The following is a 24,423-nucleotide window of genomic DNA, read 5'->3' as shown; positions in this document are numbered from 1 at the left end:
CCCCCCTAGCGTTGATAAGTATGAACTGGATAACTGGATAAGTTCTCGCGAATCCATTGTATGGTTTGTTTCAGCCCTTCCTCAAACGACCATTTGGGAGACCACCCTAAACTTTCCCGAGCCTTCGAAAAATCCGAAAGCAAGCGCATCACCTCCGATTTTTCCGGCCTAAAACGCTCTGGATCTTGCTCCACCATCAATTCTTTCCCAAGTATCCTAGCAGTCAGAGTAATGACTTCCCCTACACTGATCTCTTTACCGGTTCCGAGGTTAAAGGTTTCCCCTTCTATTCCTGGAATACTTCCCGCCATGAGGAATCCTCGAACTGTATCCAGCACAAAAGTAAAATCTCTCTTTGTAGTGAGGTTGCCAATACGAATTTTTTGCCCGGCAAGTGCTTGAGAAATGATTGTAGGAATCACAGCCCTGGCAGACTGTCGGGGGCCAAAGGTATTGAAAGGACGGATGGTTACGACAGGGAGATCATAGGTGCAAAAAAAACTTTCCGCCAGTTTGTCTGCGGCAATTTTACTTGCCGCGTATGGCGATTGGGCTTGAAGCGGGTGTCCTTCATCCATCGGAACATAACGCCCTGTCCCATACACTTCACTGGTTGAAGTATGAACCAGACGCTCCACTTTATTTTCCCGACAGGCCTGTAAAATGTTGAATGTACCCAACACATTGGTTTCAACGACTTCACGAGGGTGTAAATAGGAATACGGAATTGCGATCAGTGCGCCAAGATGAAAAACAATATCCATGCCGCGCACAGCATGAAGAATGGCGTCATAGTCCCGAAGATCGCCAAAACAAATTTCCACTTTTCGGAGTGTCGGCTCGGGAATATACCGGAGCAACCCGTAATCTCCTCTTGAGTTATACCGCACAAATGCCCGAACGGATGCACCTTGAAACACCAGTTGTTCGACCAGATGACTGGCAATAAAACCTCCTGCACCCGTCACAAACACACGGGCACCTTCATAAGGACTTTTTTCCATGTTCCTCCTCTGCGATGGTATTTTGTAGTTGGGCTAACTGGTTTCTGGCTTCGGTTATGTCTCCCCGTTCCAGGAGAGCATCGATTTCGGCAATTTTGCTGCGCAGATTGAACACATCCTGCTGAACAAATTTTTTCGTCCATCCCGCAGGTGTGTTTTCCTGACGAATAAAATCCCATACTGCAGACATCAGATCAGGGAAAATGATCAGCCTCGCAGATGTTTTTCGGCAAATTTCCAAAATTCGCTGTTTTTGTCCGGGAGTAATTTGTTGAATAGCAAACACTATCAATCCCACATCAAACTTTTGTGACAGATCGGGTAGAGCCTCAGTAGTACCCCATACTCTCTTGCCACTCACATTCATCTCAATTTTACGAGGATCATCATCCACAAAGCCGATCACATGATAGGCTCTGGCTAATTCACCTCGTTCGAAAAACCACTTTGCCATTTCGCCCAATTCGCCTGCTCCAATGATAAGCACTCTTTCACCCAAAGACCTGGGTTTGGTCAGGGTCATCCAGCGACTGGCTAACCCGGTGATTAACCTCTCACGATAGCGAGCCACGATAAAGCCGCCGAGTGCCAGAGCACCGGAGACGAAAAGCACAGGAAGGGGTAATTTTTCTGCAAAGCCCCCAACAATACTGAGGCTTGCCAGGAGAACCAGAGCAATACCTGCTGAAGCCATCAGTTCAAAAACCGCCGAAGGCGGCGCTTTTGACCAGGAGATTTGCGTTAAACCGAACAAAGAATTTGTAAGAGTAAAACATAATGCCATGCCAAACGACAATGCCAGAGCATATCCCCACCCCAGATTCAGGGGACCCACGAATATTCTCCATCCCACTGCTGTGATCCAAACAGCGAGTAAGGAAATGAAGAAATCCAATACACTCCAATTTAATGCCCGGCTGAACAAACGAGCAAAAGGTCCCCAGTACAGAAGATGGGTAGGAATTTTTACCTTGCGCAATCTCGGGAGTAAAGCAACAAGAGTCCAGAAGATAACATCTACATCCGTAAATACAGTACGATACCGCAGATACAGTTGATCTAATCTGAGTTTGGATGGAAGAATCTCCTGAAAGTACTGCTCCAAAACCGAAGCACTCTGCAACAGGGATTCTTCGTCCCGGTATAAAACAGAAGCAGGACTGGTAATTCCGGGCCGAACCGATAGGAGTTGTGCTCTGACTTCTGGATCCCAGGAATGAACCAGTTCAGGATCCTCCGGGCGTGGACCAACCAGGCTCATTTCTCCGACCAGAACATTCCACAATTGCGGAAGTTCATTGATTTTCGTATCCCGGAGCCATCTCCCAAAGGGGGTAACCCGATTATCCCCCCTGGCTGTGATGGGTAACCCCGAATACGTCACAGGCGTCTCGTACATTGTCCGGAATTTTAGAATTTTGAAAATTTTCCCATGCCTTCCAACCCTTTGTCCCCGATAAAATACTGGACCCGGGCTGTCTCGCTTAATCATAAAAGCAATCATCAGGAAGAATGGCGCAAGGGTGATTAAGCCAACCAGGGAGCAGAAGATATCTAACCCACGGCGGAGAAACTCATCTATCCAGCGAAAAACTCCGGAACGAGAGGTGTATACGGGAAAAGTATCATGAATTGCCGTTTCAGCCATAGTTCCCCCATCCTTTGGCAAGTCCTATTTATTATCCTAACACAAAAAATAGAACCAGTTTCCCCCTTGCAGATTGCAGGATAATTACAAGATGAATGAATGCGATTAGGCAGACAAGGGATAGCCCAAATTGTATCACAATTAATACTCTTATCAGGGAAAATGTTTGATATACTAAATCGACGGGGCAAGAATTTAGAAGGGGATTATTTTTTCCATGGACGAATTTTTAGAACCGACTCAACAACCATCTACCGATTTGCGTCAATATCTCTGGCTGTTATGGCAATGGGGGTGGTTCATTGTACTGGCTGGAGTCCTTGCAGGAAGCGGAGCCCTGATCTTCAGTTTGCTTCAAACACCGGTATATGCTGCATCAACCACTATCCTTGTCAATGAGGGTAGATCTGGTCAGTATTACGATTCCACAGCAATTATCCTCACCAACGAAAAACTCACTCGTACGTATGCCGAAATGATGACCAAACAGCCTTTGCTGCTCAAGGTCACGCAAAAATTAAATCTACCTTACACAATCGACGATGTTAAGGTAACACCTGTTCGCGACACTCAATTAATGCAAATCACCGTTGAGGATGTGAATCCCATCTACGCCTCTGATTTCGCTAACGAACTGGTTAACGCCTTTGCAGAACAACTTCAGGAAATGCAAATTTCCCGATTTAAGGCATCCAAGGAAAATTTGCAAAACCAGTTGTCTTACCTGGAACAACAAATACAGGAAAATTCAACTGCCCTGGAGAAAATTCTGCAAGAGAATGTTTCAGAAGTCAAACGGACGAACCCTGATGCAGCAAACGGTTCCTTAAGCGAAACCGCCATTGAAAATCTTGCACGTCAAATCAATCAGGCAGAGATTGACCGTCTGGAAACAAGGCTGGCGCAATACCGCCAGATTTATGCATCGGTTTTAGCCAGTTATGAACAAATTCGTCTGGCAGAAGCCCAAAACATCACCAGCATTATTCAGGTAGAACCTGCTACCCCACCAGAGAAACCTGTACGTCCACAAACTTTCAGGAATACGGCTCTGGCGGCACTGGTTGGGGTTTTTCTGGCAATAGGCATTGTCTTTACAGTCGATTTCCTTGACGACACGATTAAATCTCCTGATTGGATCACCTCACAAACCCGACTCCCGGTTATTGGCACTATTCACACCTTTGACCCGAAACAGGGAGAGCCAATAGCACTGAGTGCACCTCGTTCACCCGTCACGGAGTCTTTCCGATCCCTGCGTACCAATGTTCGTTATGCCAGCGTAGATCACCCCATCCGCGTGCTTATGGTCACCAGCCCTACCCCAGAGGATGGGAAAACCACCGTGGCAATCAACCTTGCAGTGGTTATCGCTCAAAGCGGCAATCGCTGTGTTTTGATTGATTCTGACTTACGACGCCCACGAATCCACAAAATAATGGGACTGGACAACCGGCAAGGCCTTTCAGGGCTCTTTATTCAAAACCCGTTGTCTTTGAACGGCACAATCCAGCAAACCCGATTAGAAACCCTCAAAGTCATTCCAAGCGGCGGCACCCCACCCACTCCTTCGGAACTCCTCGGTTCCCGGAAAATGAAAGAAATCGTTGAGGCTGTTGCAAATGACACGGACATGATCATCCTGGATACTCCGCCAGTGCTTTCAGTAACCGATGCAGCGGTGCTTTCGCCTCTTGTTGATGGCGTCCTGCTGGTGGTTAAAGTAGGGACGACCAAACAATCAGCCTTGATTCAAGCCGTGGAACAACTTCAACAGGTAAATGCAAGGATTCTCGGTGTGGTCGTCAATGGGATTAGCCCCAAGAACTCCCATTATTACTATCGGAACTACGCATACTATCAATACTACTATTATGGGGATGGAGGAAACGTAAAGAAAAAACGGAAATCTGCCGTCTCCGAGCCATCCTCCCAGCCCGCTTCCATCAATCCACCCTCAAAACCAATTTCCCGGCAGTGATCAAAAAAACGGGGGTGCCATATGGTGCACCCCCGTTTTTTTTTTGTGGTCATCCGGGTTTAATGGTCATGCCCCTCTAAATTTTCTACTCCGGGCAATTTCCCTTCCAGCATCTGAGGGTTATGAATCAGCACCGGCAAGTGTTGCGGACAGATAAAATAGGTTTCGTCTCGATATCGCAATGAAATCAGCGGCACAGTCTCATGATCAACACCACAAAAAACACATTGCAATTTTGATTGGATCATCCTGATTTCTCCTGATTGTTTTTCAGGGAATTGTACACCGGTCTTAAATTATCCTTTTTGCGCTAGATCAATCAGGCAATATCAACGATTCTTCTTGAAGTAAACGTCAGCATAAACTGCCAGAATCAACACAATCCCTTTAAGCAAATACTGCCAGGCGGGCTGGACGTTCATCATCTGAAGTCCATTAGTCAGACTGGTCATAATAAGGGAACCAATCATGGCACCGAAGACAGTACCTACACCACCCAGCGTAGAGGTACCGCCCAAAATACAAGAGGCAATTGCATCCAACTCATAACCGGTCCCCGCCGCAATAGTGCCATAGCCAACGTAGGAAGCCAGGACAATGCCTGAAACTCCCGAGAGGAACCCCATCAGAACAAAAATCATGAAAATATTTTTACGGATGTTGATACCAGAAAGCCGCGCCGCTTCACGGTTGCCACCAATCGCATAAGCATATCGTCCAAAGCGCGTATTGCTGGAGATATAAGACATCAGAACGGCTGTAATTGCCAGCAAGAGCACCGGCGTTTGAACGCCATTGTACATATTGACGATATACACATAAACGATCACCAGAATGGAAAAGAATGTCGTTGTCAAAATATCTAAAGAAAGACTGGACAATTCAAACCCGTACTGGCGCTTTCGCTGTCGGCTTCGCAACATAGAGTAGAAGAGCAAAATGACCACCCCAATGGCCAAAACCCATCCAAGCCATGAAGGAAGATATCCCTGAGCAATCTCTGAAAACGCTGGCTGGTTTGCCGGAATGGTTTTCCCTTCAGTGACAATCAAAATCCCACCGTTGAGGATCCACATTCCTCCCAGAGTAACGATGAAAGAGGGTACCTGCAAATAAGAGATGATATAACCTTGGATAACTCCAAAAAGGGTACCGACGCCTAAACCAACCAGGACCGAAAGAGCAGCAGCAATGAGAGGTTGATTGGGTAACAGATGATTCCAGATATTTGCCTGAAAATACGCTACCACTACCGAAACAAAACCTGCCAGTTTTCCGACGGAAAGGTCAATGTTTCCCGTCACAATGACCAGAACCATCCCTGCCGCAAGGAACGAGGTTACGGTCATTTGACGGAAAAGATTTGAGAAATTTTGAGGTTTTAAATAGGCACCGCCGGTCAAAATTGTGAATAGAATCCAGATTGCCACCAATGCCAGAATTATGGTGTAGGTCTGAATATTGAGACGAAAGCGTTTCAGAATCTCTTCCCAGAGATTGATTCGTGATTTGGTTTCACTTATTGTAGCCATAGGTATTCCTCGTTTCGGTAGAAATTTATACCATCTCAGCAATGCCAGTAGCCAGAGTCATGATTTTCTCCTGGGTAGCCTCATGAATGGAAAGACACCCATTGGAACGTCCTTCGTGCATAACTACAATCCGATCACTCATCCCCAGAACTTCCTCTAATTCAGAGGAAATCATGATAATTGCCACGCCTCTCTCTGCCAGTTCATTCATTAACTTGTAAATTTCGTACTTTGCCCCAACATCAATGCCCCGTGTAGGATCATCCATAATCAGGATACGCGGAGAAGACAACAACCACTTGGCAATAACCACTTTCTGCTGGTTACCCCCAGATAGAGAATCGCAAGGCGCTTGTAAAGTGGATGCTTTAATGGCCAAATTTTTAGCCTGGGTAACAGCCGCTTTCAGTTCTGCCAGTTCATTGATGCGCATGAACGAGGCAAAACGATCTAAATTGGGAAGGGAGATGTTTTTCAAAATGGATTGCATCAGCACCAGTCCCATACCTTTCCGGTCCTCCGGTACAAGGCTGATGCCATGTCTCATTGCATCTCGAGCGCTGTGAATTTGGATCTCTTTTCCATCCAGCCGAATCTTTCCTTGAGTAATTTTTCCATACTCGCCGAAAATTGTGGTCACAAGTTCAGTACGCCCAGAGCCCATCAGTCCGGCAATTCCAAGAATTTCTCCTTCGCGTAAATCAAAACTCACGCCATTCAAGATTTTCCTCTCAGGGTCATTGGGATCAATGGCGTGCAAATTTTCAACTTCAAAAATGACTTTCCCCGGATGACGATTGCCTTTAGGGAAACGCTCCTTCATCTCTCTCCCAACCATGTAACTGACCAGTTTTTCCAAATTAAGTTCCCGGGTTGGGGCAGTGATGATGGCTTTTCCATCTCGCAACACCGTAATGGAATCGGTGATGCGGAAAAACTCTTCCAGTTTGTGCGTAATATAGATACAGGTAACGCCATGCTCCTTGAGCGTCTGGAGAATCTCCATGAGTTTATCTACCTCGGCTTCGGTTAAGGCGCTTGTGGGCTCATCCAGAATCAAAACCTTGGCGTTTTCAGCAAGCGCTTTGGCAATTTCTGCCATTTGCATTTTCCCTACACCTAGGTATTTCACAATCGCCTGTGGCTGGATATCTAACCGGTATTTCTCCAGAATTTTCGCTGTTTCCGCGTAAAGCCGGTCCCAATCAATGGAACCATTGGGCAAAAGGGGTTCTTTACCCAGAAAGATATTTTCCCCTACGGTCATATTCGGAACGAGAGTCAATTCCTGATAAACAATCGCAATCCCTTCTTCAATGGCTTGACGGATGGAGCGATCTTGAAGGCGCAGTTCTTTCCCATCGTATAGAATCGTTCCCTCATATGTCCCATAAGGATATACCCCGGACAAGATTTTCATCAGGGTGGATTTTCCAGCCCCGTTCTCGCCACAAATGCCGTGAATCTCCCCACGTTTAATCGTGAATGAGACGTCATTCAAGGCAACGATACCCGGGAATCGTTTGGTTACATTGCGAAATTCCAGAATATTATCTTCCACAGGCTCTCTCCTCACTTGTTCTGCTAAAAGTTACCCCCGGCTCCCCGAAGGGAGCCGGGGAAGGTATCAGTCAGTTAACTTATGGTTTGGGAGGACGCTGATCCTCAGGAATGTCGCGGTAGACATCTTCGTATTTCTGGAAACCGCTCTTCACAACCAGTTCGTACACATTATCTTTGGTGACCTGGGAAACCGGCAGGAAGTAGCAGGGTACCTCACCGGTCTTGCTGGGATCATTGGTGAGTTCAGCCATAGTGTAATTCTTCAAGCCTTCGATTTTCTCACCTTTGATCAGTTTGTCTGCCAGATCCACTGCCAGCGGCGCCAGATCGCGGATATCCTTCAAAATGGTGACCGTCAATTCGCCTTTGACAATGCTATTGCAGCCATCTGCCGTCGCGTCCTGACCGGAAATCGGTACCACACCAGCCAGTTTTTGAGCCTTCAGAGCCTGCAATGCACCTAAAGCCGTACCATCATTGGACGCCACCACTGCATCAATGTCATTCTTCTGTGCGGTCAGGATGTTTTCCATGATCTTCAGAGCATTGGCAGGATCCCAGTTATCCACCCATTGGTCCGCCACAATTTCGATCTTGCCTTCATCGATGTACTTCTGGAGGATTTCATCCTGCCCTTTGCGGAAGAGGATCGCGTTGTTATCGGTCGGGCTACCGCCGAGTTTCACCACACGAGCCTTCCCTTTGGAAGCCACGTCCCAGTTGTCGATGTCCAGGGCTTTCATGACACCCAGAGCCTGCTGGCGTCCCACTTCCACATTGTTGAAGGAAATGTACGCTGCAATGCTGGTGCTCTTAATCAAGCGATCGTAAGCAATAACCTTTACGCCGGCTTTTGCGGCCTTCTCAACTGCCGTGACGATGGCATCACCATCTTCTGGAACGATGATGAGGGCTTTTACGCCCTGGCTGACCATGTTATCAACCTGATCATTCTGCAGTTTGACATCATGGTTGGCTTCCTGAGAGAGGACCTCGTATCCCTTCTCTTCCAGAAGTTTGCGCATCAACTGCTCTTCATTCTTCCAGCGTTCGGTTGCAAAATCGGAGAACGAAAGGCCGACTTTGATCTTCTCGGTTTTTCCGCCACCAGTGTTTGCCGGGGCAGAACACCCCAACAGGGTGGTGAGCGCCATGACGATCACGACGATCACAATCAATGAGCGATAGAGTTTGCTTTGCATTTTTCCTCTCCTTCAAGTGTTAATATTATACGAATCTTGACAAAGGTTGTAGCAGATGGGCAATATTTGAAATCTTGTTTCCTGAGCATCACCTCCTTTAGACATCGAGTTGATTCAACATTACGGTTTCGACACGGGGGTGAGGAATCTCTACCTGTAACAGGGTTCCACCTCCCGGTTGATGCTGAAGGCGAAAACGTCCGCCCAGCAATGCGACTCTTTCATTAATTCCCAGCAATCCATAATGGCCATGAGCGTTCAATTCATTCAGATCTAATTGTTCCGGAATTCCCTGACCATCATCCATAATTGAAACCAGCAATGTACGTGGGGACGTATGTTGAACTTTTACTTCAACTCTCGTGGCATGAGCATGTTTCCAGACATTATTCAACCCTTCCTGAATAATTCGGAAAATGGAAAGTTCGGTTAACTCTGGCAAACGCCCAAGATTGGGATCCAGATCCAGATGGACTTCGATACCTGTACGATCAGACCACTCCTGAGCATATGATTGTATAGCAGCGCCTAACCCTAAAGAGTCAATAGTAGGCGGACGAAGGTTTCCACAAATCTGTCGAACTTCTCCCACCAGACGCCGGATCTGTTCTCGAATTTGAGCCAGATCTCCCTTTAAACTGGTTGAATTTTCTTCAATCTCTTCAAGACGATAATTGACACTCAACAAATCCTGAATGACATCATCATGGAGTTCACGCGCAAGCGATTTTCTTTCCTCTTCTCTTTCCGAAAGTAAACGCCGATGGGCTTCCTGAAGGGCTAAATTGGCTTGATCCAGGGTGCGCAATTGTTCAGATAATTGCTCAAACAACTGACGGTTCAACGAATCCTGTGCCGCAAGATCTTTTTCCAGCAACATCTGGTAATAACGCAAGCGTTCCATCGACTCGCGCGTCCGATAAATGCCATCTAAAGCCCAGAGCGCTGGTGTTAAGTCACGCCCATCATCATACCCAAATAAAGCGGCTACAACCTCTTCCCGGGATGTGTGATCGGTATCCAGTTCAGCCACTTTTCGTCCCTGCCGAAGGATCAGGATGCGGTCACTGACCTGAAACAGATGATCGAGATTGTTACTGCTGAACAGCACAGCCACCCCTTGGTTTCTCCAGGATTGGACAAGACTCAAGAGACGCTGCTGATTGGGATAAGACAGGAGAATGGTAGGCTCATCAATAATAACCAGTTTCACAGGGTGGGTCAGTAATCTGCCAATTGCAATCATCTGACGTTGTTCGCTGGATAGTTCACCCACCCGTTGATGCAGGTTTGAAACTTTTATATCCAATTGCTGAAGGATCTGGCAGGCTTTTTCATCCATCTGTTTTCGATCCGGAATGCGCCACCAGCCCAAGAACGAAGGCATACCCATTTCGTGTCCCAGGAACAAATTGCTGGTAATATCCAGACGATCTGCCAGTTCAGGTTTTTGGTGAATCACACCGATTTGATAATCTTTGGCATGGAAGGGCCAGTGCAGTCGCTGCGTGCCAAAATAAACATCCCCGTTGTTCGGCGAATACAATCCCGCAAGCATCAGAATCAAGACTGATTTTCCAGAACCGATGCTACCAGCCAGTCCAACCACTTCTCCAGGGTAAAGATCAAAACTCACATTCTGGACAGCAGTCAGAGTGCCGAATGTTTTGGTCAGGTTAATGACCCGTAACAACGGTTCCTGGCTCACGGCTTCCCTCCGGCAGAAGGAAAATCTCCCGATCCCCACATTTTCATCATGGCTTCGACATCTTTTTGCGTCACCACACGTAAGCCGGCATCAATGAAAGCAGGGGTAGATTTTCCATGAACTAATTTATCGTACAGAACCTGGACTGTATCGTATCCCCATGCCCAACAATTTTGATCGATTAATCCGGATACGTATCCATCCCGGAGAAATTCCAGTTCTTCGGGCATGGTATCCCAGGAAACGGTTTTCAGATTGCCGTGTAACGCAGCCTGTTCCCATAACGGCATTGCTCCTCTGCCAGCCAGCAGGGGCCACATGCCCACAAAGAACCATCCGTTTAAGTCAGGATAGGCTTGCATGGTTTCTTCAACAACCTGCACACTCAAGTTAATATCATCGTTGGTGGAACGAACGGCAACTACTTCAATGCCAGGATATTGATCAATGACTTCACGAAAACCGCGAATACGCTCTTCCAGGTTATAGGCTCCGGGTACGCCGGTGAGGATGGCAATCTTGCCCGAATCACCCATTACCTGAATTAACAATCTTGCGGCTTGCTTACCGCCTTCTACATTATCCACTCCCAGGTATGCAAACCTTTTGCTTTGGGGGGAATCCGAATCCCATGTCATCACCGGAATGCCGGCATCAACCGCCTGGTTGATTGGATTAATACAGGCTACGGGGTCATTACAGGAAATAGCGATAGCATCCACCTTCCTGGCTATCATATCTTCAACTACCCTTGCCTGTTCCATGGCATCTGAACTCACCGAGCCGGTGTAGATCACCTCAACTTTTACATCCCCAAAGGCAGACAGTTCTTCTGCCCGCTGAAAAGCACCTTTCCTTCCCAGTTCAAATACGGGGTTATCCAGGGCTTTGGGGATCCAGGCAATTCTTATCGTACGAACCCCACCATCCTGATTGGAACCAGAAGGCTGGCAGGCAGATAAACCCAGAAGGAGCAACAGGAAGAGAGGCATGATACGGAAGCGCATTTTGCTCACTCCTCCTGGAGAATCTTCCTGCGTCTAAAGTAATCCGCCAGTAAGGCTACCAGAGCCGCAACACCAAGAGCGGCAGTTTGCCAGTGTGCCGCAATTCCTAACAGAACCAGGGCATTATTCAGCACCTGGATAAAAGCCGCGCCAAGTAAAACTCCAATCACCCCACCCTCGCCGCCAAACAGGCTCGCACCGCCGATCACCGCAGCAGCGATAATACTCAACTCATACCCTTCGGCGGCGGTAGGGGCGGCAACGCCTAACCTGGCAGTTAGTAATAAACCGCTTACCGAAGCAAGTACTCCGCTCATCACATAAACCAGGGTTTTCACCCGAATATGATCAACCCCGGCGACGACCACTGCCCGCTCACTGTTTCCAAGGGCAAAAATATACGTACCTAATACAGTATTGTTCATCACAAAGGCAACCAGCAACGCTAAAACCAGGGCTATCACCAGAGAGACGGGGATGAGAAAATTACCAAGGACAAAATCAAAACCCAGCGCACGAAAAGACGCGGGTAAGTCACGAACGGGCCAACCCTGTGTCAACCCGAAGATCATCCCCCGGCTGATGCTCATGGTAATTAACGTGGTGATAAAAGCAGGGAGACGAACTTTAGCAATAAAGAAACCATTGACCAAGCCAATGAACGCACCAACCGCCAGCCCCAGCGTTATAGAAAGGCTTACCGGAAGCCCTCCGGTTAAAGCAAACGCGGTGACCACACTGGCAAGTGCCATCACCGCGCCCACTGACAGGTCAATCCCTCCTGTAATGATGACGATACTCTGTCCCAGAGCCGCCAGGGCAATCCAGGCAAAATTTCGCATGAGGTTTAGCCAGTTATTGCGGGTCAGGAAGGTCTGGGTTGAAAAAGACAAGATCACAATTAAGAGAACCAAAACCGTTGCTAAAATGACATCCTGACGAACAAGGAATGAATAAAATACTTTCCTGAAGGACAGTTGTCCCAGACGTTTGATCCACATTCTCATCGTCTCTGTCTTTGAAAGGAAAACCATGTGATTCATAAAATACCTTCCCAGGGCTTTGAAAACAAGTAAGGAATCCCCCAATAGACACAGGGAATTCCCCTAAAGGGGTATTATAATCATTTCCATGAGTGCGTACCGGGTCTTACTTGCTGATGATCACGAAGTAGTCAGAGCGGGTATTCGCCGTGTTCTAGAAGAAATCGAGCATCTTCAAGTGGTTGCTGAAGTCGGGGACGGAAAATCGTTACAGGAGGAAATCAAGAAACATCTCCCCGATCTGGTATTAATTGACGTGACCATGCCGGACTTTGACCCCATACCGGCAATTCATTCTATTCGGTTAAATTATCCCAATCTCAAGATTTTAGTGGTCAGCGCCTATGATGATAATGTGTATGTGCAGGGACTGTTGAGCGCCGGTGTTCACGGTTATCATCTCAAAGATCAACCGCTCAATGACCTGAAACTTGCGGTGCAACGGGTTTTGAATGGCGAACACTGGATTTCGAGCCCTCTGATTGGCAAACTTGTGCATGCGCTATCCAATTCTTCCACCCCAGGCCTAACCTCAAGACAACAGGAAATTTTGTTGTATCTGTGGGAAGGAAAAGATAATCAGCAAATTGCCCGGCTTACAGGATTATCAGTAAAAACCATTGAAAATCATCTGACCCGCCTGTACCGTTTATTGAACGTCCAAAGCCGCCTGGAAGCGGTAAATTACCTCAACCAGCACCCCGAATTACTAGGACACCACACCCCCTCTTCTCCCAATGCCCCTGAACGCCCATCCAAAGCAGATTTTCCTATTGGGGTATTAATTGTGGACGACAACCCCCGTTTTCGGCAACAACTGGCACATGTGATCGGGAAATTAAACGCCCAGATTTCCATTTACGAAAGCGGTGATATTGCATCAGCAGTCATGATCGCGCAGAAAATCAAACCCCTCGTGGCTTTCATAGATGTGGTTTTGAGGGGGGAAGAAAACGGCATACAGTGCACCCGTCGTGTCCGGACAGTTTCCCCTCAAACCCGGACAGTTTTAATCAGCGCCTATCCGGATCGAGAGTTCCATCGGTTAGGCATGGAAGCCGGTGCGATAGCCTTTATCGATAAAAAAGATTTAGACGTGAAGACCTTGAAAACGATTCTGGAAGACTGTATTTCCAGCGCTATGGCATTATCCTGAGCGTTCATGCCGATAATCGTGGTGTATTCCCTTGTCCTCTCTGCTGGTTAATTCCTGAGCCAGTTCGCCGATCATACTGGCTCCATGGCGATACTGGAAGGGCCACATACTGCGCAGGTGGAAAAATGCTACCCTGTCACCGTCATGAAGCACATGGGCTAAATCTGGTTGCACACCCGGCATGGCACTGAGCAATCCATTAATGAAAGTGATGCCCCGTTCCTCTGTGGGCATCTTCATTTGCGTGAGAAGATCGGCTACCGTTGCTCCTTCAGGAAGGTTTATCTGAAGATTGGCAAACCCGGCCTTTGCCTGTTCCCCTCCGTACTTTGCCAGTTCGCCGTACAGCCACACATCTATGCGAATTGTCATGATTTTCCACCTCCAATCGGCGAAAAAATCCCCACTTCATCACCATCTTTCAGTACCGTATCCCATGGACAGGCACGTCCTGCCACAAAGGCCACTTTGACCTCTTCTTCTGGAATTTTTAATACCGTTAGAACGTCCCGGATTGTTGAACCTTCGGGCAAATTTAAAGAGATTGGCTGTCCTGCACGGATACCTTCCACGTATCGGACCAGCGTCGCATACAACTTAACCCTGACTTCCACCCTACCCTCCTAAGGACAACGAACAATATCCTGTGCCCACAAACAATCTGCGCAGGAAGGGTTCCACCCCCAGCATCCTTCATTTCTTTGACGCAAGTCGCAAGTTTCTCTTAAGTCGCAGTCAGGACAGGAAGGAAAATGAAAGCCCATCACTTCACTTCGAAAGCGCACGTACTCTTCACTCATCCAGATTTCGTCCAGTGGGGTTTCGTTCACATTACCCAACAGGTATCGAGAAACCTTTTTTCGCAATCCATCAATGGCAAAGTAATGGTAATTATGCGAAAAAGCATAGCAGGGAGACACTCCGCCATCCCATCCCACCACCACTGCACGGTCATAGACAAAACGACAACGTCGCTCTGCTCCCCAGTGCATGCGGGGCATATCCAGGGTTCCCCACATCACCCATCCGCTGGCACGCACAGGACAGGACCCTCCTTTCAATGGTGCCTGAGGTTCATAGCCATACAAAACTTCGTGAAGCATTTCTTCAGTATAGGGTAACACATTGGTGACCAGAATGCGAGCCGCATTCAAATGGGAAGCCAATCCAGCCAGATGAGGTAATTCCTCTACATTGCTCTTTAAGGCAACAAATTCGATCCCTAAAGCCGGGGTCACCGTTGCCATCTGGCTCTTAATCTGGTTAACGCGGCGAATGTTTTCCAGTACCTGCGCCAGCATCGCGCCTCGCACACTGGAATAAGTTTCCGGTTTCACCCCATCTACCGAAATGACAAGTCGGTCCACCCCTGCCTCTACCAGTTTACGCGCCCTGTCCTCGTTCAATAACAAGCCATTTGTTCCAACCGTTACTGCAATTCCCCGACGGCGAATTTCCTCGATCATCTCGAAGATATGTTTATGGGTGAGCGGCTCGCCAAAACCGGTAAAGACCACTCTCTTTAATTCCGGTAACCGATCTATGGCTTCCAAAATCCGTTCAAAGGTTTCCATGGACATCTGGGCTTCTTCATCTTCCCAGACATTCCGAATGCAGGTCACACAATGTAAATTACAACCCGTAGTCGGCTCAATGTAGAGTTTTCTCACGTCGGGTCGCCGGGGGTGGAGAATTAAATCTCCATCGCGTTCATCCAGCCAGTATTCCGCTCCCGGAGGCATTTGACGGCGTTCCAGAAACGAAAGAGGGAGTTGAAGCCGTCCTTCTCCATCCGCTACGACTTTGGGCATAATATCCTCCCGTTGAGAAAATGGGGGGGCAAAGAAATCCTCTGCCCACCCCATTTTCTAACCAATCAAAAGAGACTAGAGTTCCGCGTACACAGCGTCAAGCACCTCATCAGGAATATCAAAGACCTGATTGTGCGGTGGTAACGGCTCGCGCTTCATGAACTCCGGCACGCGATCATGGGCTTTAGTGAAGCCAGCGGCTTCATTGAAGGCCCGTTCGACTTTGAGGATTTCTCCCCCAATGCGCAGAACATCATCCGCCGTCCACTTGGTGCCTAAAACGCCATTGCATTCATCAATCATGCCCTGATACCCGCTGGCAATATCCAGAATGGGGAAGGCAATGAACAGACAATGCCCGGAAGAGTCAATGAAGGCCGTAGTAGCCTGGAAGGCGCGGCTCAACGCGGCTTTCCCCTCGTTGGACAGCGGATCTGCCTTGCCACCCACACTCAGAATTTCAGGGGCAATGGTATATCCAGCAGTATGGTCTGCTCCCATGGTAGTGGTCGCATAGGTCACGCCAATGCCTTTCACTGCGCGTGGTTCATAGGCAGGCATGCTTTGACCTTTCACAGTCGGAACACGTGTCACTCCCAGAACTTTCCCGGCTGTTTCAGTGCCTGCGCCTAAAATGCGTCCCATGTGAGTGCCTTTGCCCATTTCATGGATCAACTGGATCGCTCCTTTTGCATCACCAAAGGGAATCACTCCGGCTTCCATAGCCACGGCAATGGTGCATCCTGTTTCAATGGTATCCAGACCATAGGCATTGCACAATTGCACCATCTCACCAATGGCATCCAGATCATCAATGCCGCAGTTTGCGCCCAGAGCCCAGTCCGATTCATACTCAACACAGGATGTAATCTCCTTACCATTCTCGTCGTAGAGAGTGTTGGAGCATTGAATGATGCACCCTGGACTGCAAGCGTGGTTGTATAACTCTTTTCCGAGACGCTGTTTATTGGTCTCAAACAGGGCTTCTCCTGCAATCTTTGCTGCACCTTCGAAACGTCCGCTGGAGAAGTTACGCGTGGGCAAACCGCCAGCCTCATTGAGGATATTGATGAGCACCGCCGTGCCAAAAGAGTTCAAGCCGCCTTTCGGTTTGGTAATGTCATGGGAGCGGATAGCGTCAATCATCTTCTTGCGCCCTTCATCAAAGAGGGCTTTGTCTACAATTTCAACTCCTGGCGCTCCTTTTGCGTCAATCACGATGAACTTGACGCGTTTGCTCCCCATTACAGAGCCCAAGCCACCACGTCCGGAGTATCGGCTCGGCCGCTTTGCCAGATCATTGTAGACAATGCCGGCATTCCCATAACCGTACTCGCCAGAAACCCCGCAACCGGCAAAGGAAATGCGATCCCCAAAGCGTTCAAACAATTTCGGCGATACCTCATAGAGATCTTTTCCGGTGTACTCAGTGGCATCAAAGAATTCCACCCTGGGTTTCCCTGCGTCAGCATCCCAGGAAAGATGAATACCCCAGAATGTCTTCTTATCTTCCGGGAGCCCCTCAAGGATTAACGCCTTGATCCGCATCACTGCCAGATCATGCGCCCAGGGTGACCCTGCATTAGACTCCTTGATACCGCCAGTCAAGGGAGATTTACCGCCTGCAGAGACGCGTGCGGAAGTAGGCGCGGATGTTCCGGTGACTATCCCAGTGGCAAAAACCAGTTTGTTGCTTGGTCCCAATGGATGTGCCAATGGAGGCACTTCATCATAAATGATATGAGAGGTCAATCCTCGCCCTGCCAGGTATTTATATTTCTCTGGCACATCTTCAAATTTGACGCTCCGATCCGTCATATTAATTCTGACAATCCACATAGTCCGTTCCTCCTTTGGATGTTAAAATGCAAATTGGTTTGAGATTTTTCTGCAGGAAAATCCTCTCTTTACACACCTCCTTGTTATATTCAATAACCGGTCGGAAATGAACTTAATCAGCAGTTTTCCAAATTCCCCTTTATCCGGAAAACGCCAGGTCCACACCACATTATGATTTGTACTTATAAGGGGTTTTTCCAGTAAAACTATTTCAAAATTAAAATTATATGATTTTTTCTATTGAGTCAATGATGCAAAATATCACTTTTTTCTTCTCCTTTCCAATCCAAAGGGATTGGAAAAACTGAAATTTGAGTATGGTATAATGCCAGCAGTCGGGAGTACCCGTTCATTCTGGTAAATAAGGAAACTATGACTGGCGAAACCCAATCACCAAACACAAAAATTTGTCCCACCTGTGGGACTCGACTGGCAAACAATGCACCCCGCTGTACAGTTTGCGGTACGGTGCTCATTGAAAGTGAAGGGAAATCAACACAAGAGAGGGGCATTCCTGAAATTACTCTCAGCCTTCCTGCCCTTCTGGGTCTGATTATTCTGCTCCTGGCAGTGGGTGCAGGAACGGTTTATGCTGTGTATCAATTTACTCAGCCAGCCCCTCAAGCGGCTACGTTGCCCACCCTGACACCTTCTATCACACCGACACAGACTCTGACACCGACACCCTCCCCAACGGCAACTCTGGAGCCAACCGCTACAGAACGTCCGCCGTTTGAATACAAAGTAGCCCCTCTGGATACGTGTATTTCTATCGCCTCTACTTTCAATGTATCGGTGCAAAGCATCATCATCCTCAACAAACTTCCAGCGGCCTGTGATACACTGGTAGTTGGACAGACCCTTCTCATCCCCTATCCAACGGTAACCCCTACTCCTCTTCCGACAAACACGCTGGATCCAACTCAACAGGCCGAAGCATCCTGTGAAAAACTGGAGTACACCGTTACCGAAACCGATACGCTGAGCAAAATTTCGGCAAATTACGGAGTGAGCGCTCAAGCCATCAGAGATTACAATGGATTACCCGGTGACATCATTTTCCCGGGACAAAAATTGATCATCCCGTTGTGCGAGCGTGGACCAAAACCCACTCCTACACCCACCCCTATTCCCCCTTACCCGGCCCCTAATCTGTTGCTTCCAACCGATGGTGCTTCATTCCTGTCTCAGAATGACATCATCACCCTGCAGTGGGCAGCCGTCGGCGAACTGAGGCCCAATGAAGCCTACGCCGTCACCCTGATTGACGCAACCGATAGCAGTAAAGGGAAATTTGTGGCATACGTAACCGACACAAAGTACATCATCCCTGAGGAATTGCGTCCAACGGATGGGAAACTTCATATTTTCCGCTGGTCCGTCCTGCCGGTCCGCCAAACCGGAACAAATAAAGAGACCAACGAACCCATTTGGGAACCTGCAGGAAGCGTGAGTGCCGAGCGAGTGTTTGCCTGGGCAAGTAAATAAGGAAATGTGAGAATATAACAAAACAGGCTGTCAGCAATATGAACTGGCAGCCTGTTTTGTTCAAACTCACATTTTTTATTCGTGTTCCTCCAGGAAGCGCGCAGCTTGCATTGCCGCCGCAGCCCCCATCCCGGCAGAGGTGATGACCTGCCGATAAATCGGATCAGCCGCTTCACCAGCCGCATAAACCCCGGGAACACTGGTTTGCATCTTCTTGTCGGTGATGATATAACCGCCTTCATCCATCTCCAGTTGCCCCATAAAGAGCTGAGTATTCGGCTTATGACCAATGAAGATGAATACGCCATCTGTTGGGAAGGTACTCTCTTCTCCGGTGACCACGTTCTTCAACCTTACACTTTTTACCGCATCCTCCCCCAGAATTTCTGTAACCACCGTGTTCCAGATAAATTGAATTTTTGGATTGGCTTTGGCACGGGATTGCAAAATGGCTCCAGCCCGTAAAGTATCCCGACGATGGATAATGGTCACTTTCGTTGCGTAACGGGTGAGGAAGAGCCCTTCTTCCAAAGCGCTATCCCCCCCGCCAATGACCACAACCTCTTTATCTTTGAAGAACCATCCGTCGCATGTGGCACAGTAAGAAACGCCTTTGCCAGTCAGTTCTTTTTCACCCGGCACGTTAAGATGATTGGGGCTTGCTCCTGTAGCAATGATGAGGGTCTGGGCTTTTATTTCCTGTCCACTTTCTGTTTCAATGACAAAGGGACGCCGGGATAAATCCACCTTACTGGCAATATCAAACTCAATCCGAGCGCCAAACCTCTCGGCTTGTTTTTGAAACAGTTCACCCAGTTGAGAACCGCCTACGCCATCTGGAAAACCCGGGTAGTTTTCAATAGTGTGGGTCAAAGCCGCCTGTCCTCCCAGTTCCATCCCTGTCAGCACCAGTGGATTTAACTCTGCGCGAGCGGCGTAGAGCGCCGCAGCAAGCCCGGCAGGTCCTGAGCCTAAAATCACCACTTTATAAGGATGGTGCTCTTTCTCTTCTTCGGCATGTGAAGTCAAATTGATCAGGTTGAAGTCCATAATTCACCTCTTGTTCAGGATTCAAAAATACACCTTTTATTAGACGATGTCTCACCCTAAAAGTTACACTTCACCAGTGGCTCGATCCGTAATCTCGAGAGCACGATCAATCACCTCAAACCCCTCACGTAGTTGATCCGGCGTAATAATCAATGGCGGAAGAAGCAATACAGTATGCCAGTGGGTATACAAAAATACCCCGTGATCCAGAAGATATTTACGGAGAGCTGTCATTTCAGGGCTGGAACCATTGAATGGAGCCATCGGTTCCCGCGTTTTACGATTTTTCACCAGTTCGATGGCCCCAAACAAACCAATCGAACGAACTTCTCCGACGGAGGGATGCCTTTCTACCAGTTCATCCAGCATTTCTTTCATAACGGTTCCCATTTCGGCGGCATGTTCAACCAGATGCTCATCTTTCATTACTTCGATCACCGCCGCGGCTGCCGCTAAAGAGATGGGGTGTCCATTGAACGTTAACCCTCCCACATATTCACGATCCCTGAAAAACTCGAAAATCTCTCGTCGCATGGCTACAGCGCCTAAAGGGGCATACCCTGAAGTCAGCCCCTTTGCCATGGTCATTAAATCGGGTTTAACGCCCCAATGATCCACAGCAAACCAGCGCCCTGTTCGCCCAAATCCGCTCATCACCTCATCGCAAATCAATAAGATTCCATACCGATTACAAATGGCACGCACCCCTTCGAGATATCCTTTTGGAGGCACAATCACGCCATTGGTTCCGGTTACGGTTTCCAGCAAAATGGCCGCAATGGTATGAGGTCCTTCATACTGGATGATTTCTTCCAGATGATTAAGGTAATCCTGCGAGAACTGTTCTTCAGTCACTTCTGGATGATGGGTGTGAAATGTGGAGCGATAACGATACGGATCCAGAAAATGAACCACTCCAGGCATCACCATCGGCTCCCAGGCTATCCGCCGGGGATCACCAGTCAAAGCAAGCGCTCCATGGGTCGCTCCATGATAGGAACGATAACGGGTAAGAATTTTGGGGCGCCCGGTGTATGCCCGGGCAAGTTTGATGGCATTCTCATTGGCATCTGCCCCACCAAGGGTATAAAGAAAATGGGTGAGCCCTTCGGGGACAATTTCTCGCAATAATTTTCCCAGAACTGCCCGAGGACGGGTTGCCATCCCTGGACCTGCAAAAGCAAGTTCCCTTGCCTGGGATGCAATTGCCTCAATGACCCGCTGATTTCCATGTCCAATATTCACACACATCACCATGGAGTTGAAATCCAGATACTTCTTCCCGTGAACGTCCCAAAAATAAACCCCTTCAGCCCGTTTTACTGGAATTGGGTTGACTTTACCTTGAGCGGACCAGGTCCAAAAGTTGGTTTCCAGAGAGGCTGAAAGGATATCCTCATCCGAGATGTTTATCATATTGGGTTTCCTTTCTGTTGGAACTTGCCAATGTTATTGTATTATAATCTCTGCAATCTATCACCCGGTGTGTAAACGTGAATAACCTGACTGATAAAGAATCACCCTGTACCCCACAAGAAGCCATGGAAGCATGCAAAGGGAAAATCCATCCATCCGCCATTCGCGGGATTCAAGCATTCAATCAAAAGCAATATTTTGAAGCCCACGAAGAATTAGAAATTGCCTGGCGGGCAGAAAAAGGAGCACTTCGACATGTGTATCGCGGTATCCTCCAGATAGGGCTAGCCTATTATCACATTCTAAGGGGAAATTACCGGGGAGCGGTAAAAATGTTTACTTACAGCCGATACTGGCTATCTCCGTTCCCTGATATCTGCTGTGGAATTCAACTGGGGAAATTGCGACAGGACGCCCTACAGTCTGAAAACACTCTTCTCCAGTTGGGAGAGGCAAAGATGTCTCAATTCCCTCTTGAACTTTTTAAACCTGTTTTAATGGAGCAATCAGAAGAATGAGCAAAGAACTTCTCTTTTTCAATAAAAATTTTCTGGTAACCGGTTCTGGTAGAGGAATAGGGAAAGCCATTGCGCTTCATCTGGCTCAATTAGGGGCAAATGTGGTAGTGAACTTCCATCGAAATGAATCGCCAGCCCAGGAAGTTGCCAGTCAGATCAAAGAAATGGGAAGGCAAGCCCTGGTTATTCGCGCCAACCTGGCAAAGCCGGAAGACATTGACCTGCTCTTTGACACGATAGAGAACGAGTGGGGTGCACTGGATGGTTTTATCAGCAACGCGGCTTCCGGCTTCAATCGTCCTGCCCTGCAACAGAAAGTTACTGGATGGGATTGGACAATGAATGTGAATGCACGAGCATTCCTTTTTGCAGCCCAAAGGGCTGTGCCTCTGATGGAAAAACGAGGTGGCGGCAGTATTGTCGCAATTTCCAGCCCCGGCTCCCATCGTGTTTTGCCCGATTACGTGGCTGTAGGAGCCAGCAAAGCAGCATTAGAAGCACTGACTCGGTATCTGGCAGTGGAATTAGCCCCCAGAAACATTGTTGTGAACGCCGTTGCTCCCGGACTGGTTCTGACGGATGCATTACAGCATTTTGCATCGTTAAGCAACCCGGAAACGATACCCCATGCAATTGAAAAAACTCCCGCAGGACGGTTAGTCACCCCGGAAGATGTTGCAGGCGTGGTAGCCTTCCTGTGTTCTCCGGAAGCCTTCATGATTCGCGGGCAAGTGATCATTCTGGATGGGGGTTACACTTTACCTGTTCCCTAAATGAGTTCACCAGCCACTGGCACTAAAAATTTCTCGAAGAAATTCCGTTCGTTCTTCATCTGTCATCGGGCGGGGACGGGCATAATCTTCCAACATGGCCGTTAACAACTGGGTATTGATATGTTTTCCCTGATAAAAAACATGCCTGTCTAAAAACTCGCGTCTGGTTCCGGGGACAGGAATATCCATCTGATCAAAAAACAAATTGCCCAAGCCATAATGGATAAAAGCACCGTGATAAAACTCCAACGCCTGAGGGAAATGTGCCTGACTTCCGCTGAGAATCACCGCACCTGCCTGTGCCAGCCTTCGGAAATCCCTTTGTTGCGTCTCAGAGGCAGGAGATTGATAAACTTCCGTATGCTGAAGGGTAACTACAGGAAGAAATCCCTGATCCCGAAGGGATTGAATCTGCCCTTCTAAACGGTCAAAATCGCACTTTGCTGCTCCAGGTTCTTCGTCAGTCGCCCATACGGAAGGTGGACCTGCGTAATTACACCCCAACAGGGCAATCCGATTGCCATGGTGTTCAATTAACAGCGGCTGTGAGGCTTCTCCGGCATTCCATCCCCCGGCATACCACATCCAGCCCTCTTTCTGGAATTGCTCCAGGGAATAAGCAAAGGCATCCCTACCCCAGTCGGTATTGTGATTTCCACTCAACTCGATTATTTCCACATCAATGGCACGGAATAACTCCAGATATTCCGGACGGCTACAAAACATCAAACTGGTCTGGTTGGGGTTTGCTGGCGGACATTTTGGGTTAAAGGAGACTTCATTGCTGATGTGAAGGAAATCTGGCTCAAGCAACCAGTTCAAAATATCCTGAGCCGGGTACGTCATTCCCAGTGTTTCCATTTTCCATCCAATGGCTCTTACTAAGGCAGTGGTCCCGGTCAGCATTAAGGTGGTCATGAATTGTGGATCACGATTGGTACGATGTTCTACCAGCCATTGAAACATGTCCTCCGGAAGCGGAGTTTCGCTCTTAATTGAAAAATTTACCGTTAACGGGTAACCTTCCAGAGCCCCTTGTTGTAAGGGGGATTTTCCATCAATGCTCAGAACTTTCCATTGGGGGATGATTTCTTCAAACGGCACTATTGCCCAGGATTGATCCTGCCAGGCGCGATTCAAAAGTTCATCTGGAGCAACCTGAGAAACATTCTCCCCACAATTTCCTAATAACCAGAACATTGCATGATATGTAGATGGTGATACCAGTAACGAACGTGAATCTTCGCCACGCCAGATTCGAAGTAGAACATCCAGAGAGATATCATCCTCAATTGTCGGGAATGGTGCTACCAGGGCATAAACCCATGTTATCGTACCATCCATGGATGGAACAACCTGAACTGCAGACGAATCCGGGTGCTCAGAGATTTGCCAGCCGGATGGATATGGAACGCTGCTGCGGAAAAACTCTGGAACTGCCGGAGAAAAGTACACTGCCTGAAAACTTGCCGGTTTCAGCGGAGAGTCCTCCAATGGAGGAATGGGGGTATCCGCAGGTAGGAGCAAATTTGAAGCCCTTCCATTTGTTGGCTCTACGGGTTGAAAGGGCGTCAATGTCGGTTGTGGTACAGACAATGGCTTTGATGACTGAACTTTTCCTGTGCAGGAAGAAATCAGAAGCACCATCAAGAGACACAGCAAAATGTATAGATTCTTTCTCATC

Annotated in this window: 21 protein-coding genes; 5 read left to right on the top strand and 16 right to left on the bottom strand. The window is 48.2% G+C overall.

Annotation, left to right across the window (positions count from 1 at the left end; all coding sequences use genetic code 11):
- Positions 1–5: 5 nt before the first annotated feature.
- The gene (locus LHF31_RS05185) at positions 6–1,004 is read right to left on the bottom strand and encodes a GDP-mannose 4,6-dehydratase (RefSeq protein ID WP_298003724.1); all 999 of its coding nucleotides are present in this window, start codon (positions 1,002–1,004) and stop codon (positions 6–8) included.
- The gene (locus LHF31_RS05180; RefSeq protein WP_298003722.1) at positions 985–2,652 is read right to left on the bottom strand and encodes a sugar transferase; all 1,668 of its coding nucleotides are present in this window, start codon (positions 2,650–2,652) and stop codon (positions 985–987) included. The genes LHF31_RS05185 and LHF31_RS05180 overlap by 20 nt, the downstream gene beginning before the upstream one ends.
- Before the next feature lie 217 nt (positions 2,653–2,869).
- Between LHF31_RS05180 and LHF31_RS05175 the strand changes: the two genes are divergently transcribed.
- Positions 2,870–4,633, top strand: a complete 1,764-nt coding sequence (locus LHF31_RS05175; RefSeq protein ID WP_303773747.1) for a polysaccharide biosynthesis tyrosine autokinase — start codon at positions 2,870–2,872, stop codon at positions 4,631–4,633.
- A 59-nt stretch (positions 4,634–4,692) separates the two neighbouring features.
- Here LHF31_RS05175 and LHF31_RS05170 read toward each other — a convergent pair whose 3' ends face one another.
- The 7 genes from LHF31_RS05170 to LHF31_RS05140 form a co-directional block, all read right to left on the bottom strand.
- Entirely contained in the window at positions 4,693–4,881 is a 189-nt protein-coding gene (locus LHF31_RS05170) for a hypothetical protein (RefSeq protein ID WP_298003885.1), read from the bottom strand.
- Positions 4,882–4,962: 81 nt separating this feature from the next.
- Positions 4,963–6,165, bottom strand: a complete 1,203-nt coding sequence (locus LHF31_RS05165) for a sugar ABC transporter permease (RefSeq protein WP_298003888.1) — start codon at positions 6,163–6,165, stop codon at positions 4,963–4,965.
- Positions 6,166–6,190: 25 nt separating this feature from the next.
- Entirely contained in the window at positions 6,191–7,726 is a 1,536-nt protein-coding gene (locus tag LHF31_RS05160; RefSeq protein WP_298003891.1) for a sugar ABC transporter ATP-binding protein, read from the bottom strand.
- Between the two features lie 79 nt (positions 7,727–7,805).
- A complete protein-coding gene (locus LHF31_RS05155) occupies positions 7,806–8,930 on the bottom strand; it encodes a D-xylose ABC transporter substrate-binding protein (protein WP_298003894.1) in 1,125 nt (374 codons plus the stop codon).
- Between the two features lie 97 nt (positions 8,931–9,027).
- Positions 9,028–10,638: an ATP-binding cassette domain-containing protein gene (locus tag LHF31_RS05150; protein WP_298003897.1), complete on the bottom strand. Its 1,611-nt coding sequence runs from the start codon at positions 10,636–10,638 to the stop codon at positions 9,028–9,030.
- Entirely contained in the window at positions 10,635–11,645 is a 1,011-nt protein-coding gene (locus LHF31_RS05145; protein ID WP_298003900.1) for a sugar-binding protein, read from the bottom strand. The genes LHF31_RS05150 and LHF31_RS05145 overlap by 4 nt, the downstream gene beginning before the upstream one ends.
- 5 nt (positions 11,646–11,650) lie before the next feature.
- On the bottom strand, positions 11,651–12,688 hold the full coding sequence (locus LHF31_RS05140; RefSeq protein WP_298003903.1) for an ABC transporter permease: 1,038 nt from the start codon (positions 12,686–12,688) through the stop codon (positions 11,651–11,653).
- A gap of 88 nt (positions 12,689–12,776) precedes the next feature.
- Here LHF31_RS05140 and LHF31_RS05135 point away from each other — a divergent pair, with 88 nt between their 5' ends.
- A complete protein-coding gene (locus tag LHF31_RS05135; protein WP_298003905.1) occupies positions 12,777–13,844 on the top strand; it encodes a response regulator transcription factor in 1,068 nt (355 codons plus the stop codon).
- On the opposite strand, the gene LHF31_RS05130 is transcribed toward LHF31_RS05135, so the two are convergent.
- The 4 genes from LHF31_RS05130 to LHF31_RS05115 all read right to left on the bottom strand — a co-directional run bounded on the left by LHF31_RS05130 (position 13,836) and on the right by LHF31_RS05115 (position 17,494).
- Positions 13,836–14,216: a MoaD/ThiS family protein gene (locus tag LHF31_RS05130; RefSeq protein WP_298003909.1), complete on the bottom strand. Its 381-nt coding sequence runs from the start codon at positions 14,214–14,216 to the stop codon at positions 13,836–13,838. The genes LHF31_RS05135 and LHF31_RS05130 overlap by 9 nt on opposite strands.
- On the bottom strand, positions 14,213–14,458 hold the full coding sequence (locus LHF31_RS05125) for a MoaD/ThiS family protein (RefSeq protein WP_298003912.1): 246 nt from the start codon (positions 14,456–14,458) through the stop codon (positions 14,213–14,215). Before LHF31_RS05125 ends, LHF31_RS05130 begins: the two co-directional genes overlap by 4 nt.
- Before the next feature lie 9 nt (positions 14,459–14,467).
- Positions 14,468–15,655, bottom strand: coding sequence for a tungsten cofactor oxidoreductase radical SAM maturase (locus LHF31_RS05120; RefSeq protein WP_298003915.1), 1,188 nt, complete (start codon positions 15,653–15,655; stop codon positions 14,468–14,470).
- Between the two features lie 75 nt (positions 15,656–15,730).
- Positions 15,731–17,494, bottom strand: a complete 1,764-nt coding sequence (locus LHF31_RS05115; RefSeq protein ID WP_298003918.1) for an aldehyde ferredoxin oxidoreductase family protein — start codon at positions 17,492–17,494, stop codon at positions 15,731–15,733.
- 372 nt (positions 17,495–17,866) lie between these two features.
- On the opposite strand from LHF31_RS05115, the gene LHF31_RS05110 reads away from it, so the two are divergent.
- Positions 17,867–18,982 carry a LysM peptidoglycan-binding domain-containing protein gene (locus LHF31_RS05110; RefSeq protein WP_303773741.1) on the top strand — a complete coding sequence of 372 codons (1,116 nt, stop codon included), beginning with the start codon at positions 17,867–17,869 and terminating at the stop codon, positions 18,980–18,982.
- A gap of 75 nt (positions 18,983–19,057) precedes the next feature.
- Here LHF31_RS05110 and trxB read toward each other — a convergent pair whose 3' ends face one another.
- Together trxB and LHF31_RS05100 are read right to left on the bottom strand one after the other, a co-directional pair.
- A complete protein-coding gene (gene trxB / locus LHF31_RS05105) occupies positions 19,058–20,032 on the bottom strand; it encodes a thioredoxin-disulfide reductase (protein ID WP_303773739.1) in 975 nt (324 codons plus the stop codon).
- A 63-nt stretch (positions 20,033–20,095) separates the two neighbouring features.
- On the bottom strand, positions 20,096–21,448 hold the full coding sequence (locus LHF31_RS05100) for an aminotransferase class III-fold pyridoxal phosphate-dependent enzyme (RefSeq protein WP_298008140.1): 1,353 nt from the start codon (positions 21,446–21,448) through the stop codon (positions 20,096–20,098).
- Positions 21,449–21,525: 77 nt separating this feature from the next.
- On the opposite strand from LHF31_RS05100, the gene LHF31_RS05095 reads away from it, so the two are divergent.
- Positions 21,526–21,966: a DUF309 domain-containing protein gene (locus tag LHF31_RS05095; protein ID WP_298008142.1), complete on the top strand. Its 441-nt coding sequence runs from the start codon at positions 21,526–21,528 to the stop codon at positions 21,964–21,966.
- Positions 21,963–22,739 (top strand): enoyl-[acyl-carrier-protein] reductase FabL, encoded by a 777-nt coding sequence (gene fabL / locus LHF31_RS05090; protein ID WP_298008144.1) that lies wholly within the window; start codon positions 21,963–21,965, stop codon positions 22,737–22,739. Before LHF31_RS05095 ends, fabL begins: the two co-directional genes overlap by 4 nt.
- A 6-nt stretch (positions 22,740–22,745) precedes the next feature.
- On the opposite strand, the gene LHF31_RS05085 is transcribed toward fabL, so the two are convergent.
- Positions 22,746–24,422 carry a CapA family protein gene (locus LHF31_RS05085; protein ID WP_298008197.1) on the bottom strand — a complete coding sequence of 559 codons (1,677 nt, stop codon included), beginning with the start codon at positions 24,420–24,422 and terminating at the stop codon, positions 22,746–22,748.
- Position 24,423: the final 1 nt, after the last annotated feature.

The sequence above is a fragment of the Anaerolinea thermophila genome (genome assembly GCF_020723905.1).
In the GTDB taxonomy this organism is placed as follows: domain Bacteria; phylum Chloroflexota; class Anaerolineae; order Anaerolineales; family Anaerolineaceae; genus Anaerolinea; species Anaerolinea thermophila_A.
This window is presented reverse-complemented; position numbering and strand designations above follow the sequence as displayed.